The sequence below is a fragment of the Flavobacterium sp. CR10 genome, from assembly GCF_055814415.1.
This window is the reverse complement of the sequence record NZ_CP185985.1, coordinates 143,607-157,771: the sequence shown is the minus strand read 5'-3', so window position 1 is coordinate 157,771 and position 14,165 is coordinate 143,607. Positions and strand designations below refer to the sequence as shown.

The window sequence follows — 14,165 nt, the reverse complement described above, 5'->3', positions numbered from 1 at the left end:
ATTCTATAATCAATAATTAGGACTTATCAATCATTTTTCGGTATCGAATAGGAGAGATTCCTTCTGCTTTTTTAAAAAATCGGCTAAAGTAAGATTGATCTTCAAAGCCTACTTGCGTTGCGATTTCACCTACAGAAAGAGTAGTTTGAAACAGTAAATATTTAGCTTCTAATAATATGTTTTCGTCAATCCATTTAACTGCCGATTTTCCTGTTACGGTTTTGACACATTTGTTTAAATGGTTTGGAGTAACATTTAATAGCGAGGAATAATAATTAACTTGGTGTTGGACCTTTATATGATCATGAATCAGCTCTTTAAATTTTCCCGTAATTACTTCTGCCGCCGAAATGCTTTTAGAAGTTTTTACCGCATTTTTATTCATTTCATAAAACAAAGTAATCAGATACGATTGGACAATATTCAAATCTGTAATTGTGGTTTCTGAATATTCCTTTTTCAATCGTTCCAAGATATTAGTAATTGGGGCAATATCTTCAGGAGCAAGTTTAATTTTTGGATTTCCTGAAATCTTTAGAAAATCAAAATCATTTAGCAGTTCGCGGCTGCCATATTTTCGAATTAAAATATCGGGATGAAACTGGCAGATATAACCTTTATGAATATTGTTGACATTTTCAAGCGAAAAAATCTGTCCAGCAGGAACCATAATCATTTCGTTATCAGTTGTGATGTATTCCTGATAGCCTAATTTCATAACATGCTGACCTGAGGAAATGAAAATTAAAGTATGGCAAGAATGTTTAGAAGGTGGAACAGGATGTTGCATCTGCATCATCTCTTCGATTTCAACACAGAAAAAATGATCAGAATTTGACTTGAAAAGCAAATGAATAGGATTGTCTTCTCCTAAAAACTTTTCTCGAAATCCTTTTAGATTATAGGTTTTTATTTTCTCTGCTGGCTTCTTTTTCATTTTTAATAATATAATCTAAAATCAAGCAGTTTGCATAGATTGTAATGTTTGGCATAAAGATCTTCGACCACTTCAATCAAATTATCGTTTTCCTGATACAAACTAAAAAAAGCTTTATCAATCGTGCTGCAGCTTGCAATTTTATTATAAGTTGATCCGTACCCTGAAATTGCTCTCGCTCCCGTTATGTCTAAAAAATATTGTGCTTCTTCTTCATTCAAATCTAAAACTTTAAGATTCGCAAAATGAATGATTTTGCCTTTCATTTTACCTTCAAACAATTCGGCAATTTCTTCGATGCTGTAATAATAATCGTGAAGACAAATATTGTTTTCCTGACCTGGCATGGCAAGATAAATAATTTCATAGTCTTTGAAATTATGATCTTCGTAAAGTAAAATATTCAAACTTTCTTCCAAACCTTCGATTGTATCACAAGTTTTATGAATGCTCGAAATTCCTTGGTCAATGGCCAATTCTTCCAAACATTTTACCACATTAGTTGGGGTATGATCGTCTATATCTCGGACGCCTTCAAGGCAGAAAATAAATTTTTCATTATCCATGCAGTTTTTCTTTCTGGTATTTAGGGATTGAAATTCTTCTTTTATGATTCTAACAAAAGTATTTTTTCTGAAATGAAATCTAGCATAGAAAATAGAATTTAACGTGCTTTTTAGTTTTTAAACTTTGGTTAAAGCCGAGTAAATTTTTAAGCGTATTTTTGTAAACCGAAAATAAATTACACATGATACAAATTAATCAGACGGCATCTTTTGCTTTCGAAGATATATTATTCTCTTTTGCTCTTGAATCTGAGGCAGCAGAAGTTTTTAAAGGACACAATGTTTTAATTACTGGAATTGGAAAAGTAAACGCAGCTTACGGATTGACAAAAGCGATTCAAAAGAAAAGACCTTCTGTTATAATAAATTTAGGATCGGCAGGAAGCAGCTGTTTTCAAAAAGGCGAAGTAATCTGTTGTACCAAATTTGTACAAAGAGATATGGATGTTCGAGGTTTGGGATTTGCATTATATGAAACGCCTCTTTCTGGTTTACCACCAGTTTTAGAATATGGTTTATTAATGGACAATCTTCAAGAAGGAATCTGTGGAACAGGAGATAATTTCGAAATGGAACATTGTTCAGACGCTTATAATGTGGTTGATATGGAAGCTTACGCTCTGGCCATGATTGCCATGAAGGAAAACATTCCGTTTTTAAGTTTAAAATATATTTCTGACGGAGCCGATGATAATGCTGCCGAAGACTGGACGGTTCAAGTTCATAAAGCAGCAATTGCTTACGGCAAAATTTTGGGATTAATAAAAGAATCAGAAGCCATTTCTTAATTGAAGTGGCTTTTGTTTTTTTAGGAAGTTGCTCCAGCGGAGCAAAATATTTGTAGCATAATTCAAATCCTCAAATTCAAAAAGCTCCAGCGGTGCGACATATTGAGAATACCTAATTTTAGTATGAATAAAGAATGAAAAGCGACTAAATACGCCTCATACAGTAAAACTGATAAGTATTTGATGGGGTATTTTGAAGAAATGGATGAGGTTGATTTAATTATGCTTTAAAGAAACTTTTTAACTTTATAGTTTTCATTTTTGATGAAAAACTAATTAACTATTGAAACCAAAATGATTTTAACTATGAAGAAAATTGTAATGCTGTGCTGTACTTTTCTGTTTATTGGAAAAGCAATGGCACAGGAAATTTCGCTACTATCTAATATTTCAGCCAGAAACAATATTACGCTAAACGGAAAATGGAGATATATTGTAGATCCTCTCGAAAACGGATATTATAATTACCGTTTAGAACCTTTTAAAAACAACGGATTTTTCGAAAATAAAAAATGGAACACCACAGAATTAAGCGAATATAATTTTGCAACTTCAGCAGTTATGGACATTCCGTCTGATTGGAATTCGAAGGATCAAAGATTGTTTTTTTACGAAGGAACGGTTTGGTTTCAGAAAGATTTCAATTATAAAAAAGATTCCAAAAGCAAAGGAATTCTTCATTTCGGAGCGGTCAATTATGATGCAAAAGTTTATGTAAACGGAAAATTGGCAGGAACACATATTGGAGGTTACACACCTTTTAATTTTGACGTAACCAATTTATTAGTTGACGGAAACAATTTCGTAGTATTAAAAGTCGATAACAAACGCCATAAAGACAATGTGCCAACCGTAAATATGGATTGGTGGAATTACGGCGGAATTACAAGAGATGTAACTTTGGCTCAGGTTCCGAATACTTATATTGAAGATTATTTGGTTCAATTGGATAAAAAAGAAAAAGGAAAAATTTCGGGCTGGATAAAACTAAATAGCGAATCGGCAAATCAGTCTGTTTCGGTTTCAATTCCAGAATTAAAAATCAAAAAGAACGTAACAACAGATTCTAAAGGAATGGCCTATTTCGAAATAAAAGCCAATCCTGTTTTATGGACGCCAGAAAAACCAAAATTATATGATGTTACCATTTCTAAAGCAGATGAAAATATTGCCGATCAAATTGGTTTTAGAACCATTGAAACCCAAGGCAAAGAAATTCTGCTAAACGGAAAAAAAGTCTTTTTACGTGGTATCAGTATTCACGAAGAAGCGCCTTTTAGATCTGGAAGAGCATGGTCTAAAGATGATGCCATAACTTTGTTGAATTGGGCAAAAGAATTGGGCTGTAATTATGTTCGTCTGGCACATTATCCACACAACGAAAACATGGTAAAAGAAGCCGAAAAAATGGGATTAATGATTTGGTCTGAAGTTCCCGTTTATTGGACTATTTCGTGGACAAATCCTGATACGTATGCTAATGCAGAACGTCAGCTCCACGATATGATTTATAGAGACAAAAACCGTTGCGGAATTGTAATCTGGTCAATTGCCAATGAAACGCCACATGGAGATGATCGAGATGCTTTCTTAAGCAAATTGGCAAAATACGCACGCACACAAGATAATTCTCGTTTGATTAGTATGGCGATGGAAGTTACTTCGAGTTCAAATAATATCAATACGCTTCACGACAATATGAACGAGTTTGTAGACATTGTAAGTTTTAATCAATATTTGGGTTGGTATAGAGGAACAAACGAATCTTGCAAAGACATGCAGTGGGTAATCCCATACAACAAACCGGTTATCATCAGCGAATTTGGAGGCGAAGCTTTACAAGGTTTGCACGGAGATAAAAAGGAACGTTGGAACGAAGAATATCAAGAAGAATTATACATTCAAAACACACAAATGTTCAATCGCATTGAAGGCTTGGCAGGAGTTTCTCCTTGGATTTTGGTTGACTTCAGATCTCCAAGAAGGCAGTTGCCAAATATTCAGGATTTCTTTAACCGTAAAGGATTAATTTCAGATCAGGGAATTAAAAAGAAAGCTTTTTATGTAATGAAAGATTGGTATGCGCAAAAAGAAGTAGAATATAAATAAAGATAGACCAAGTAGAAAAACCTTCAAAGTCATTTTGATTTTGGAGGTTTTTTTATGTTTTTTCCTTAATTTTATTTGAAAAAATAGAAGATTTTAAATGGAAGTAGAAATTGTCATAAGGTTGCTTTTAGCGGCGTTTTGGGGAGCCTTAATTGGAGCAGAAAGAGAATATAGAGGAAAAGCAGCTGGCCTTCGAACTACAATAATGATTTCTGTTGGAGCTTGTTTTTTTACATTTATGTCAGAATGGATCGGTGGAGCAGGAAATCCTGACCGAATAGCTTCTAATATTGTGACAGGATTAGGTTTTCTTTGTGCAGGAGTAATCTTTAGGTCAGATAATAATGTTAGTGGTATTACAACCGCAGCCACAATATGGTCGGTTGCAGCTGTAAGCATGGGAGTAGGAGCAGGATATTATTTTGCATCGGCTTGCGCAGCTTTGATGATTCTTTCAATTCTTACAGTGCTTACATTTCTTCAAGATAAAATTGATTTCATCAATGAGCATAAAACTCTTCGAATAACTTTTAAACGTTCAGACGAGGGACACATAAGATGCAAAGAACTTTTTGTCGCTCACAATGTAAAATCAAAACTAATCACACAGCGTCGCAATTTGGATCATGTAGTTTTAGAATGGCAGATACACGGACCTAAAAAAAATATAGAATCTTTGTATGCAACACTTCTGCAAGAACCTGTTTTTGAGGAATTAGTATTATAACAGCAAAAAATATGAATTTTAGTTTACAGCCCATTTTAGAAAATGATCTTTGCATTTTGTCTCCTTTAGAAGAAAAAGATTTTGAAGCTTTGTATAAAGTAGCTTCCGATCCTAAAATTTGGGAACAGCATCCAAACAAAGACCGATGGAAAAAAGAAGTTTTCGAAAACTTTTTTGAAGGAGCCATGAAAAGTAAAGGCGCCTTTAAAATTATAAGTAAAGAAACAGGAGAATTTATCGGAAGCACACGATTTTACGATTTCAATCCAGAAGATGATAGTATTTTTATCGGCTATACTTTTTATGCGGTTTCATGCTGGGGAAAAGGTGTGAACCAAAATGTAAAAAAGACTATGCTGGATTATCTTTTTGAATATGTTACGAAAGTGAAATTTCATATTGGTTCAGAAAATATACGATCGCAAATTGCAATTTCGAGAGTAGGAGCAGAAAAAGTTGCTGAAGAAGAAGTGGCTTATTTTGGAGAAAAGCCAAAACTGAATTTTGTGTATCAAATAAATAAAGAAGATTGGAAAAGACAAAAGCCTTAAACATTTCGTTTAAGGCTTTTGTCTTGTTGTAAAATAGATTTTTTATTTTACCAAATAATCAACTTGATCTGCTTCGCAAAGTCTGAAATAACCAAAAGCGAAATTGTTAGCATCGGAAGTATTTACAATGTTTCCTCTAATATTTCCTGGAGGAACAAGAAACGGATTTGAACTTGAAGCTTCTAGTATTAATTTCCAATAATTGTAGAAGTTTTTAGAAACGCCTCTATGTGTAATTTTTACAGTATTTCCAGATTTCATTTTGTCTTCATGAGAATATCTTGTACTGATTTCGTTTCCGTTAAAGAATTCATCATTCGTGATTTCATATTCTGGGTATATCAAAAATGAAGCTTGATAATCGGTTACATAATAATTGATCTCATCTGCAGGATCATTATAATAAAAGGTCAGTTCAATAATATCTTTTCCGCTAAAATCGGGAACAATATTTTGCTCTATTTTATTAATTGGCGTTACAGAAGTTAGTTTTTCAACTGCTGTGAAACTTTGCCCTTCGGCAGTAATAAATAATTTGTAATCGGCATTAAGAACAGGAACAAAATTAGTGCATTTGTAAACGCCAGCTTCGGTTTCGTTAAACGTAAAAACATCTCCGTTACTGTTTTCTATTCTTACTTGCGCACCAGAAACTTTTGGTGTAGAACCACTATAATATGGAGCCGTTTTGCTGATTTTTATGGTTTGTTCGTTTCCATCAGTTCCTTTTTTCCAGATAATTTCGGCATCAATAACAAGTTTGGTTTCGCCAGTTTCCAGATCCAGATTCACCACATCTTCGCAAGAAGCAAAAGAAAAAACAAAAAGAAGACTTATTAATGCCAGCGCTCTATTCATTATCGTATATTTTTTCAATTTATTCATAGCATTAAAATTTAAAATTATAAGAAACCCCAGGAACAATTCCGAAAATAGAAAGTCTTCTGGTTTCATTTGCTCCTGTATCTTCATTGGTTGTAAAACTCATAGAAGCAGCATTTTTTCTGTTGTAAATATTGTAAAGGCTAAATACCCAATAGCTTTGCCATCCTTTCTTTTTGTCTGGTTTAGGAGTATAAGTTGCTGCAACATCCAAATGATGGAAAAGCGGTAAACGGTTTTCATTTCGCAGAGAATAATTAGGAATATGAATACCCCCCATTTCATAATAGCCATTTGCATACGTTACTGGCTGGCCAGATTGTAAAGTGAAATTTCCGTTAAAAGACCATTTCGGATTCAATTCATAACTTCCCACAATGCTCAGATTATGCAATTTGTCATAACCAGATAAATACCAGTCACCGTTTGCAATTCCAGGTTCTTCAGGAGTTCTTCCTGGAGTTTTTTGTTCAGCACGAGATAAAGTATAAGAAACCCATCCGGTAAAAACGCCAGTGTTTTTTCTGAATAACAGTTCCAAACCATACGATCTGGCTTTTCCGTTTAAAATAACCTGCTCAATATTGTTGTTAGCCAAAACATCAGCGCCGTCAATATAGTCAATACGATTTTGAACATTTTTATAAAATAATTCGGTTTCTAAAGAGTAATCTCCGTCTTTGAAATTTCTGAAATAACCCATCGCATACTGATCCAAAAGTTGAGGTTTTGTAAAAGGTCCGCTTGGCGTCCAGATACTCATTGGCAGTGGAGATTGAGTGTTTGATAAAATATGAATGTACTGCGCCATTCTGTTGTAACTCGCTTTTATAGAAGTTTCGTCGTTAAAGGCATAAGACAAAGCAGCTCGAGGTTCAAAATTATTAAACTTGCTGATGGTTTTTCCTTTTCCATACGAAATGCTTCCGTTTGGCGTTCCCTCCTCATAAATTTTATACAACGGATTATATACTACCGCTTGACCATTTTCGTAAGTGCTAATAGTTTCGTCTCCTAAACGATAAAACATGCTGTAACGAAGTCCGTATCGGAAATTCAGTTTCTCTGTAATCTGATTTTCAAAATCAACAAAGGCAGAAGCTTCTAGAGCATATTTTTTATCCAATTGCATATAATTAAACTGAGAATCTGGAGAAGTCGGTTTTACAACTCCAGGATTGAAATTGTAATACAAACCATCAATCCCGTAATTGATTTTGAATTTCTCAGATTGTTGGAAATTCCAATTGTATTTCAATCCGTAACTCGCAATATTGCTATCCCATTTAAAACTTTCAATCGGAATTTCTAGATTAAATCTGTAATCACTGTAATACGTAGATAAATTGTTGTTTAAACGATCTGAAAATTTATGTTTCCAGCTTAAAATTCCCATGGTGCTTCCGTAAGTGCTTGCAAAACGATCATTGATATCGAATATATCATTTCCGAAATAACCGGAAAAAGACAATGTATTTTTAGCATTAAAACGATAATTCAATTTGGCATTCAAATCATAAAACATGGCTGAGTTGTTATTATCAGCCAGTTTCATGAACAAATGCGCGTACGAAGCTCGTCCAGAAAGGATAAACGAACCTTTTTCTTTTTGCAACGGACCTTGAACTAAAAGACGGCTCGAAATGATTCCGATTCCCCCATTTACTTTATATTCTTCAAAGTCTCCAGTCTGCTGCGTAACATCTAAAACAGAAGAAACACGTCCTCCAAATTTTGACGGAATTCCGCCTTTATATAACTCTAAACCGTTCACAATATCGGCGTTGAAAATAGAAAAGAATCCAAACATGTGCGAATCTGCGTAAACAGGCGCGCCATCCAAAAGAATCAAGTTCTGATCGGCAGCACCTCCGCGGACATTAAAACCCGAAGAAGCTTCACCTGCATTGGTAACTCCCGGCAATGTCAAAATTGATTTTAACGGATCAGCCTCTCCCATTGCAACAGGAATTCTTTTGATTTCCTGCATTGTAAGCTTATTAACACTCATTTGAGTGGTTTTAATATCAACCGCTTTATTGTTCATGACAATAACTTCGCCCAATTGCTGGCTGTCAGCATCTATGTTGAAGTTGGTTTTGGTGTCGTCTGAAACCGAAACACGTTTTTCTTCATTTTTAAATCCAACATAACTTACCTGTACTGTATAAGTTCCGTTTGGGACATCAATACTATATTTTCCGTTAGCGTCTGTTACAACTCCCGTTTCCAGTTCTTTAATATAAATATTGGCACCAATTACAGGCTGTCTTTCGTCATCATAAACATGACCGGTCAGCTTACTTTTTTTTTTGGCAGGTTTCGTAGTTTGAGCTTTCTGCTTTACAAAAATATTGTTGCCAACAATAGAAAATTGTACAATAGAAGTTTGGTTTAATTCTGTAATTAGCTTGCTGATTTCAATATTCTTATAAGTATTTTTCTGTGTAAAATACTTTTTATTGGTGTCGATCTGATCTGTAAAAGCAAATTTAAAATTGGTTTGGCTTTCAATCTGTTTGAAAAATTCTTTTAAAGTTACATTTTGATCTACAGTTACTGTAACGCTCTGTGCAGACATACATAAACTGAATAAAAAAAAGCACGCTGAAATTATATGCTTCATGAAATTTCGTATTTTTGAATATTATTAAATGGATAACTTAATGTTATCTTGAACATTAGGAGGATGTGTAGTTTCGCGGCTTGCATCCTTTTTTGTTTTTTTATTGAAAAGTGATCTGTTTTAAATCTTCATTTATTTCAAAGTTTAGGTTATACATTTCGGATAGTAATTGTACAATTGTTTTTAAATCTTCTCTTTTATTGATTCGGATAGTGATTTTCTGATCGAGATTCTCTTTCGGAATATTGACTTTATAACCATAGTTTTCTTCGATATATTGACTGATAACAGACAATTTTTCGTTATCAAAATCTATAAAACGGCTAAATTCTGATACTGAAGCAGTTTGGTTTCCGTATGTAAATTTTTCTCCCGGTTTCAAAATCCATTTTTGGTTTTGGCCTTTTACATTCATTTGAACACTTCCTTCAAAAAGCTCAACAGTCACTTGTTCGTTTTCAGTTTCTTTAACTATAAAAGAAGTTCCTAAAACAGTCGTTGTGGTTTCGTCACAAAAAACCTGAAAAGGATGCTGCTTGTCTTTCTTTACTTTAAAATAAGCTTCACCGTCAATTTGAATTTTTCTGTTTATAGCAAAATTGTTTTCGTAAATAATTTTAGAGTTCGGACTCAATTCTACTTTTGAGCTGTCTGGTAAAACGACATATTTTATGGCTGAGGTTGTGTTTTCAATTACATTTTCAGCTAGAACAACATTTTCAGCAGTAGGGTCTTGGTTAAAATAAATTCCAGTTCCAATAAGCGCAAAAAGTAAAACTGAAGCCGCCGCATAAAGATGCCAAGGCTTATATTTTCTTTTCTTCTTAGAAAATGTTTTAGCATGAAATTGTTCCCACGAAGCTTCTTTATCGCTGTCGGAATGAGATAGGGGAGATTCTTCCCATAACTTTTTAAATTCTTCGTCAAATTTCTCCTGATCCATTTTTCTTAGATATTAAATAATTTGACAATGAAAACCTTGTTTGGTAAAAACGCCGTAAACCATTTCTTTAATGTCTCTGTTAGTTTCTATTTTAAGGATGTTTTCGCGTCCCTGGCGATCAAAGTTTATGATACAGTCAGAAATGACAAACTGAAGATAAGCTACAAGCAAGCTTGCATCTTTCTTTGTTTTTACATTAGTTTTATACGCTTCGATATGCATTTTTAGTTCTTGTTTTTTAGTATAACAAACGAGAACTAAAAAGTTCCTAATGGTTTTCGATTTTTTTTCGAATAAATTTACTGGCGAGATAAATATGATTGGCAATGGTCTTTTCAGAAAGATCCGTTATTTCTGCAATCTCCTTATAACTAAGGTTTTCCAGTTTGTGTAAAGTGAATATTTTTTGCTGCTGTTCTGGAAGCTGATTAATAAAATTTTGAAGTTTTTCTTGTCTTTCTTCAAAAATTCCTGAATCACTTTCTTCATCTAGCATTTCAACTTGAGAAGGATCAAGCTGTATTATTTTATTCTCTCTGTTAACATGATTGATTATAATGTTTTTGCAGATAACAAATATCTGTTTGTCAAACAGCACCTCTTCGTTAAGCAATTCTCTTTTGTTATATAATCTAATGAAAGTTTCTTGGACAAAGTCTTCGGGAGTAAATACAGAAGAATTGAATCGTTTGGCAATATTTATAAGTTTATCGTAATAACTGAAGTAAACTTCTTTGAAAGCTGCTTCATTACCTTTTTTTAAACTTAAAATAAATTTTTTATTGTCCATAACGAAAATATCGCGACTAGCTTCCTAGTCTAAACTCATAGGTTTCAATATTATTGTACTCAGAAATTGAGTAATATTAATCAGGAATGTAATAAGTTACAAAGAACCGTAATTTAATCCAAGATTTGACGCTTTTGTAGATTAAATGTTACAATTTATTTCAAATAAAAACCCCTTAACAGAAATGTCAAGGGTTCTACTTTTTTTGTTTTTTGATTCTATTAATCTAAAAATTAATGTTTAGCAGCATTTTAATGTCTACTCTGTCATAAGAAGAAGAGATGCCTGTTATTTCTTTAAAACCTAATTTCTCATACAGTTTAATAGCAGGTTTTAGTTTAGTGTTGCTTTCTAGAGAAATTTTAGAAGCTCCTTTGTCTGCAGCCCATTTAATTGCCGATTGAGCCAGTAATAATCCGACACCTTTTCCTTGCGCTTTTGGACTTACAGCCATTTTTGCCAATTCGTAATCATACTCTTTTCCGTCACTTTTAATTAAAGCGCAAACACCTAAAACCTTAAAACTTTTTTTGATACTCAGGTTTATAAGTTACTATTTCTACTTGCTCTTTATTTTTCATAATACATTAAATACTGTTTTATTACGCCCGTCTTAAAAAAAGAAAATCCTTGAACATTTATTTATTCAAGGACATTTAATTTAAAGACTGTAAAGTTTTATTGTTGATTTTCTTTTTCCAAATCTGCAGCTGAGATCTGATCTAAGATATTGGTCTGATTTGGCGAAATGTAATTTTTGTTTTCAGTAACCTGTTCTTTCTTAAAAAGAAGGTCTAGTGCATTGTAAAGCTTTAATAAAACATCTTTGTCCTCTTTTTTAATATCTAAAACAGAATTGAAATTAAAAACATAATTATTTGAATTGCGTACTTCTACTTTGATTGTTTTAGATGTGATTTTAAATTTTACTATGTCCATGTTCTGTGTAAATTACTTGTTGCAAGATACTAATTTAATAAAATCTGTACTTAAAGAAGGGTTAATTTAAATAAAAAACCCTTAAACATTTCTGTTTAAGGGTTTTATCTTCTAAGTAGCGAGGACGGGAGTTGAACCCGTGACCTCAGGGTTATGAATCCTGCGCTCTAACCAACTGAGCTACCTCGCCTGGACTGCTATCATGAATTCCTGATTGCGGGTGCAAAGATAGAAATAATATTAAAGCACGCAAGCATAAAATGAAGAAAAAAAAATATTTTTAAAAATGCATTGTTTTTGGACATATATTCTTATATTTCGAAAAAAATTAAAGTAGCACATGGAGTCAAAAATACGTTACGAAATCGAGTTTCCGATCAATTCTTCGCCACAATTATTGTATCAATATATATCAACACCGTCAGGTTTACAAGAATGGTTTGCTGACAATGTTAATTCGAGAGGTGAATTTTTTACTTTTATCTGGAATGATTCGCAAGAGAGAGCACGTTTAGCTTCAAAGAAATCTGGGGAAAAAGTAAAGTTTAAATGGGTTGATGACAGCAGTAAGGATACTGAGTATTTTTTCGAACTCCATATTTTAGTTGACGAATTAACTAAAGATGTATCGCTTATGGTGGTAGATTTTGCTGAAAAAGAAGAATTAGGCGAAGCTAAACAATTGTGGGAGAACCAGATCTCAGATCTAAAACATCTTATAGGTTCGGTTTAGTAAAAGTCTATTTTATACCTTATATTTGCCCTGAACAAAATTCAGGGTTTTTTTATGATTAATTTTAACGGAAACATAGGGAAAGAGGATAATATACTAACTCTAAATCGTGCCTTTTTGTATGGTGACGGAATATTTGAAACGGTAAAAATTGTCAACGGAAAAATCTTGTTTCTTGAAGATCATTATTTTAGGCTAATGGCTTCTATGCGTGTGGTTAGAATGATGATTCCTATGGATTTTACAATGGAATATTTTGAAGAGCAGATTCTTAATTTGGTAAACGAACAAGGAATTGCAGCTTCGGCACGTGCAAGAATTACCGTTTTTAGAAATGATGGCGGTTTATATCTTCCAAAAAGCAATGATATTTCATTTTTAATCAACGCTATTTCTCTTGGAAATAAAGCTTACTCTATAAATACAAATGAATATGAAGTGGATTTGTATAAAGACTTCTACGTAACAAAGCAATTATTGTCGTCTCTTAAAACTACTAATAAGATGATTAATATTACAGGAAGCATTTATGCAAACGAAAATGACCTTGCCAATTGTATTTTGCTGAATGACAGCAAAAATGTTGTGGAAGCACTTCAGGGCAATATTTTTATGGTAACGGGCAATAAGCTTATTACACCTCCGGTTTCAGAAGGTGCTTTAAACGGTATTATGCGTAAACAAATTTTAGCGCTGGCTAAAAAAGTAGAAGGCATAGAAGTAGTGGAAGAAGTAATTTCGCCGTTTGATCTTCAAAAAGCAGATGAATTATTTCTGACCAATGTAATCACAGGGATACAGCCGATAACTAAATATCGAAAAAAGGAGTTTAAAACAAATTTGGCGCATTTATTAGTGCAGAAACTAAATGAATCCATCTCTGAAAATTAATTCAGATATGGATTTTCGGGTGCATTAGACCATATAAGATAATCGCCGCCAAGCTCAATAATCTGCTCTTTCCAAAAATGAGTAGTAGATTTTCCGATAATTTTATTTTTATAATTATTATCAGCAATAATCCAAGAGTTTCCTTGCATCTCATTCTCAAGCTGATTTTCTTCCCAGCCAGTATAACCTAAGAAAAAACGAATGTTGTTTTTACTAATAGATCCGTTGTTTATTAGGTCTTTGGTGGACTCAAAATCGCCTCCCCAATAAATTCCGTTTGAAATCTCAACACTGTTTGGGATTAAATCAGGAATATTGTGAATAAAATAAAGGTTGTCTTGTTCTACAGGGCCGCCGTTATATATCTTAAAGTTAGCATCAATCTCGGGAATCAAGTCATTAATAGTATATTTTAATGGCTTGTTAATTATAAAACCTATTGATCCTTCTTTGTTATGGTCTGCTAATAAAATTACCGATCTGTTAAAAGATAAATCTCCAATTATTGAAGGCTCGGCAATAAGCAGGTGTCCTTTTTTTAATTTTTCTGAAATCATACGGTTACAATTTTTATTAAATTTAATCATAAAAAAATTAAAATCACAAAAAAAATCGTTAAACCGCATAAAAAAACCTTCCAGAAGGAAGGTTTTAATTATATTATAAGTTTAGAGAACTTTCTT

16 protein-coding genes and 1 tRNA gene are annotated in these 14,165 nt (G+C 33.1%); 6 read left to right on the top strand and 11 right to left on the bottom strand.

Going from position 1 to position 14,165, the window contains the following annotated elements; all coding sequences use genetic code 11:
• Window positions 1-16 precede the first annotated feature (16 nt).
• Both ACNRYB_RS00800 and ACNRYB_RS00795 read right to left on the bottom strand, forming a co-directional pair.
• Window positions 17-937: a helix-turn-helix domain-containing protein gene (locus tag ACNRYB_RS00800; protein ID WP_473728970.1), complete on the bottom strand. Its 921-nt coding sequence runs from the start codon at window positions 935-937 to the stop codon at window positions 17-19.
• Window positions 938-939: 2 nt separating this feature from the next.
• Entirely contained in the window at window positions 940-1,503 is a 564-nt protein-coding gene (locus ACNRYB_RS00795; protein ID WP_129748020.1) for a DUF6642 family protein, read from the bottom strand.
• A gap of 182 nt (window positions 1,504-1,685) precedes the next feature.
• Between ACNRYB_RS00795 and ACNRYB_RS00790 the strand changes: the two genes are divergently transcribed.
• The 4 genes from ACNRYB_RS00790 (at window position 1,686) to ACNRYB_RS00775 (ending at window position 5,678) form a co-directional block, all read left to right on the top strand.
• Window positions 1,686-2,291 carry a 5'-methylthioadenosine/S-adenosylhomocysteine nucleosidase family protein gene (locus ACNRYB_RS00790; protein ID WP_473728969.1) on the top strand — a complete coding sequence of 202 codons (606 nt, stop codon included), beginning with the start codon at window positions 1,686-1,688 and terminating at the stop codon, window positions 2,289-2,291.
• A gap of 306 nt (window positions 2,292-2,597) precedes the next feature.
• Complete coding sequence (locus ACNRYB_RS00785; protein WP_473728968.1) at window positions 2,598-4,400, top strand: glycoside hydrolase family 2 protein; 1,803 nt, start codon at window positions 2,598-2,600, stop codon at window positions 4,398-4,400.
• Between the two features lie 97 nt (window positions 4,401-4,497).
• Window positions 4,498-5,127, top strand: coding sequence for an MgtC/SapB family protein (locus ACNRYB_RS00780; RefSeq protein ID WP_473728967.1), 630 nt, complete (start codon window positions 4,498-4,500; stop codon window positions 5,125-5,127).
• Window positions 5,128-5,138: 11 nt separating this feature from the next.
• Complete coding sequence (locus ACNRYB_RS00775; protein ID WP_343707479.1) at window positions 5,139-5,678, top strand: GNAT family N-acetyltransferase; 540 nt, start codon at window positions 5,139-5,141, stop codon at window positions 5,676-5,678.
• Window positions 5,679-5,720: 42 nt separating this feature from the next.
• Here the strand turns inward: ACNRYB_RS00775 and ACNRYB_RS00770 are convergent, their stop codons facing one another.
• From ACNRYB_RS00770 to ACNRYB_RS00735, 8 genes are all read right to left on the bottom strand, one after another.
• Entirely contained in the window at window positions 5,721-6,563 is an 843-nt protein-coding gene (locus ACNRYB_RS00770; RefSeq protein ID WP_473728966.1) for a DUF4249 domain-containing protein, read from the bottom strand.
• Window positions 6,564-6,567: 4 nt separating this feature from the next.
• Window positions 6,568-9,186: a TonB-dependent receptor gene (locus ACNRYB_RS00765; RefSeq protein ID WP_473728965.1), complete on the bottom strand. Its 2,619-nt coding sequence runs from the start codon at window positions 9,184-9,186 to the stop codon at window positions 6,568-6,570.
• A gap of 100 nt (window positions 9,187-9,286) precedes the next feature.
• Window positions 9,287-10,129 (bottom strand): FecR family protein, encoded by an 843-nt coding sequence (locus tag ACNRYB_RS00760; RefSeq protein WP_473728964.1) that lies wholly within the window; start codon window positions 10,127-10,129, stop codon window positions 9,287-9,289.
• Window positions 10,130-10,141: 12 nt separating this feature from the next.
• Complete coding sequence (locus ACNRYB_RS00755) at window positions 10,142-10,351, bottom strand: hypothetical protein (RefSeq protein WP_119792834.1); 210 nt, start codon at window positions 10,349-10,351, stop codon at window positions 10,142-10,144.
• 46 nt (window positions 10,352-10,397) lie between these two features.
• Entirely contained in the window at window positions 10,398-10,919 is a 522-nt protein-coding gene (locus ACNRYB_RS00750) for an RNA polymerase sigma factor (protein ID WP_129748028.1), read from the bottom strand.
• 226 nt (window positions 10,920-11,145) lie between these two features.
• The gene (locus ACNRYB_RS00745) at window positions 11,146-11,382 is read right to left on the bottom strand and encodes a GNAT family N-acetyltransferase (RefSeq protein WP_473728963.1); all 237 of its coding nucleotides are present in this window, start codon (window positions 11,380-11,382) and stop codon (window positions 11,146-11,148) included.
• A gap of 215 nt (window positions 11,383-11,597) precedes the next feature.
• Window positions 11,598-11,858 (bottom strand): hypothetical protein, encoded by a 261-nt coding sequence (locus tag ACNRYB_RS00740; RefSeq protein WP_473728962.1) that lies wholly within the window; start codon window positions 11,856-11,858, stop codon window positions 11,598-11,600.
• Window positions 11,859-11,974: 116 nt separating this feature from the next.
• A tRNA-Met gene (locus tag ACNRYB_RS00735) sits at window positions 11,975-12,048 on the bottom strand.
• Window positions 12,049-12,198: 150 nt separating this feature from the next.
• Here ACNRYB_RS00735 and ACNRYB_RS00730 point away from each other — a divergent pair.
• Both ACNRYB_RS00730 and ACNRYB_RS00725 read left to right on the top strand, forming a co-directional pair.
• Window positions 12,199-12,591 carry an START-like domain-containing protein gene (locus ACNRYB_RS00730; RefSeq protein ID WP_008464757.1) on the top strand — a complete coding sequence of 131 codons (393 nt, stop codon included), beginning with the start codon at window positions 12,199-12,201 and terminating at the stop codon, window positions 12,589-12,591.
• A 54-nt stretch (window positions 12,592-12,645) separates the two neighbouring features.
• Window positions 12,646-13,482, top strand: a complete 837-nt coding sequence (locus tag ACNRYB_RS00725) for an aminotransferase class IV (protein WP_473728961.1) — start codon at window positions 12,646-12,648, stop codon at window positions 13,480-13,482.
• Here ACNRYB_RS00725 and ACNRYB_RS00720 read toward each other — a convergent pair.
• On the bottom strand, window positions 13,479-14,039 hold the full coding sequence (locus tag ACNRYB_RS00720; RefSeq protein ID WP_129748031.1) for a YqgE/AlgH family protein: 561 nt from the start codon (window positions 14,037-14,039) through the stop codon (window positions 13,479-13,481). The two genes, ACNRYB_RS00725 and ACNRYB_RS00720, sit on opposite strands and share 4 nt — an antisense overlap.
• Window positions 14,040-14,165: the final 126 nt, after the last annotated feature.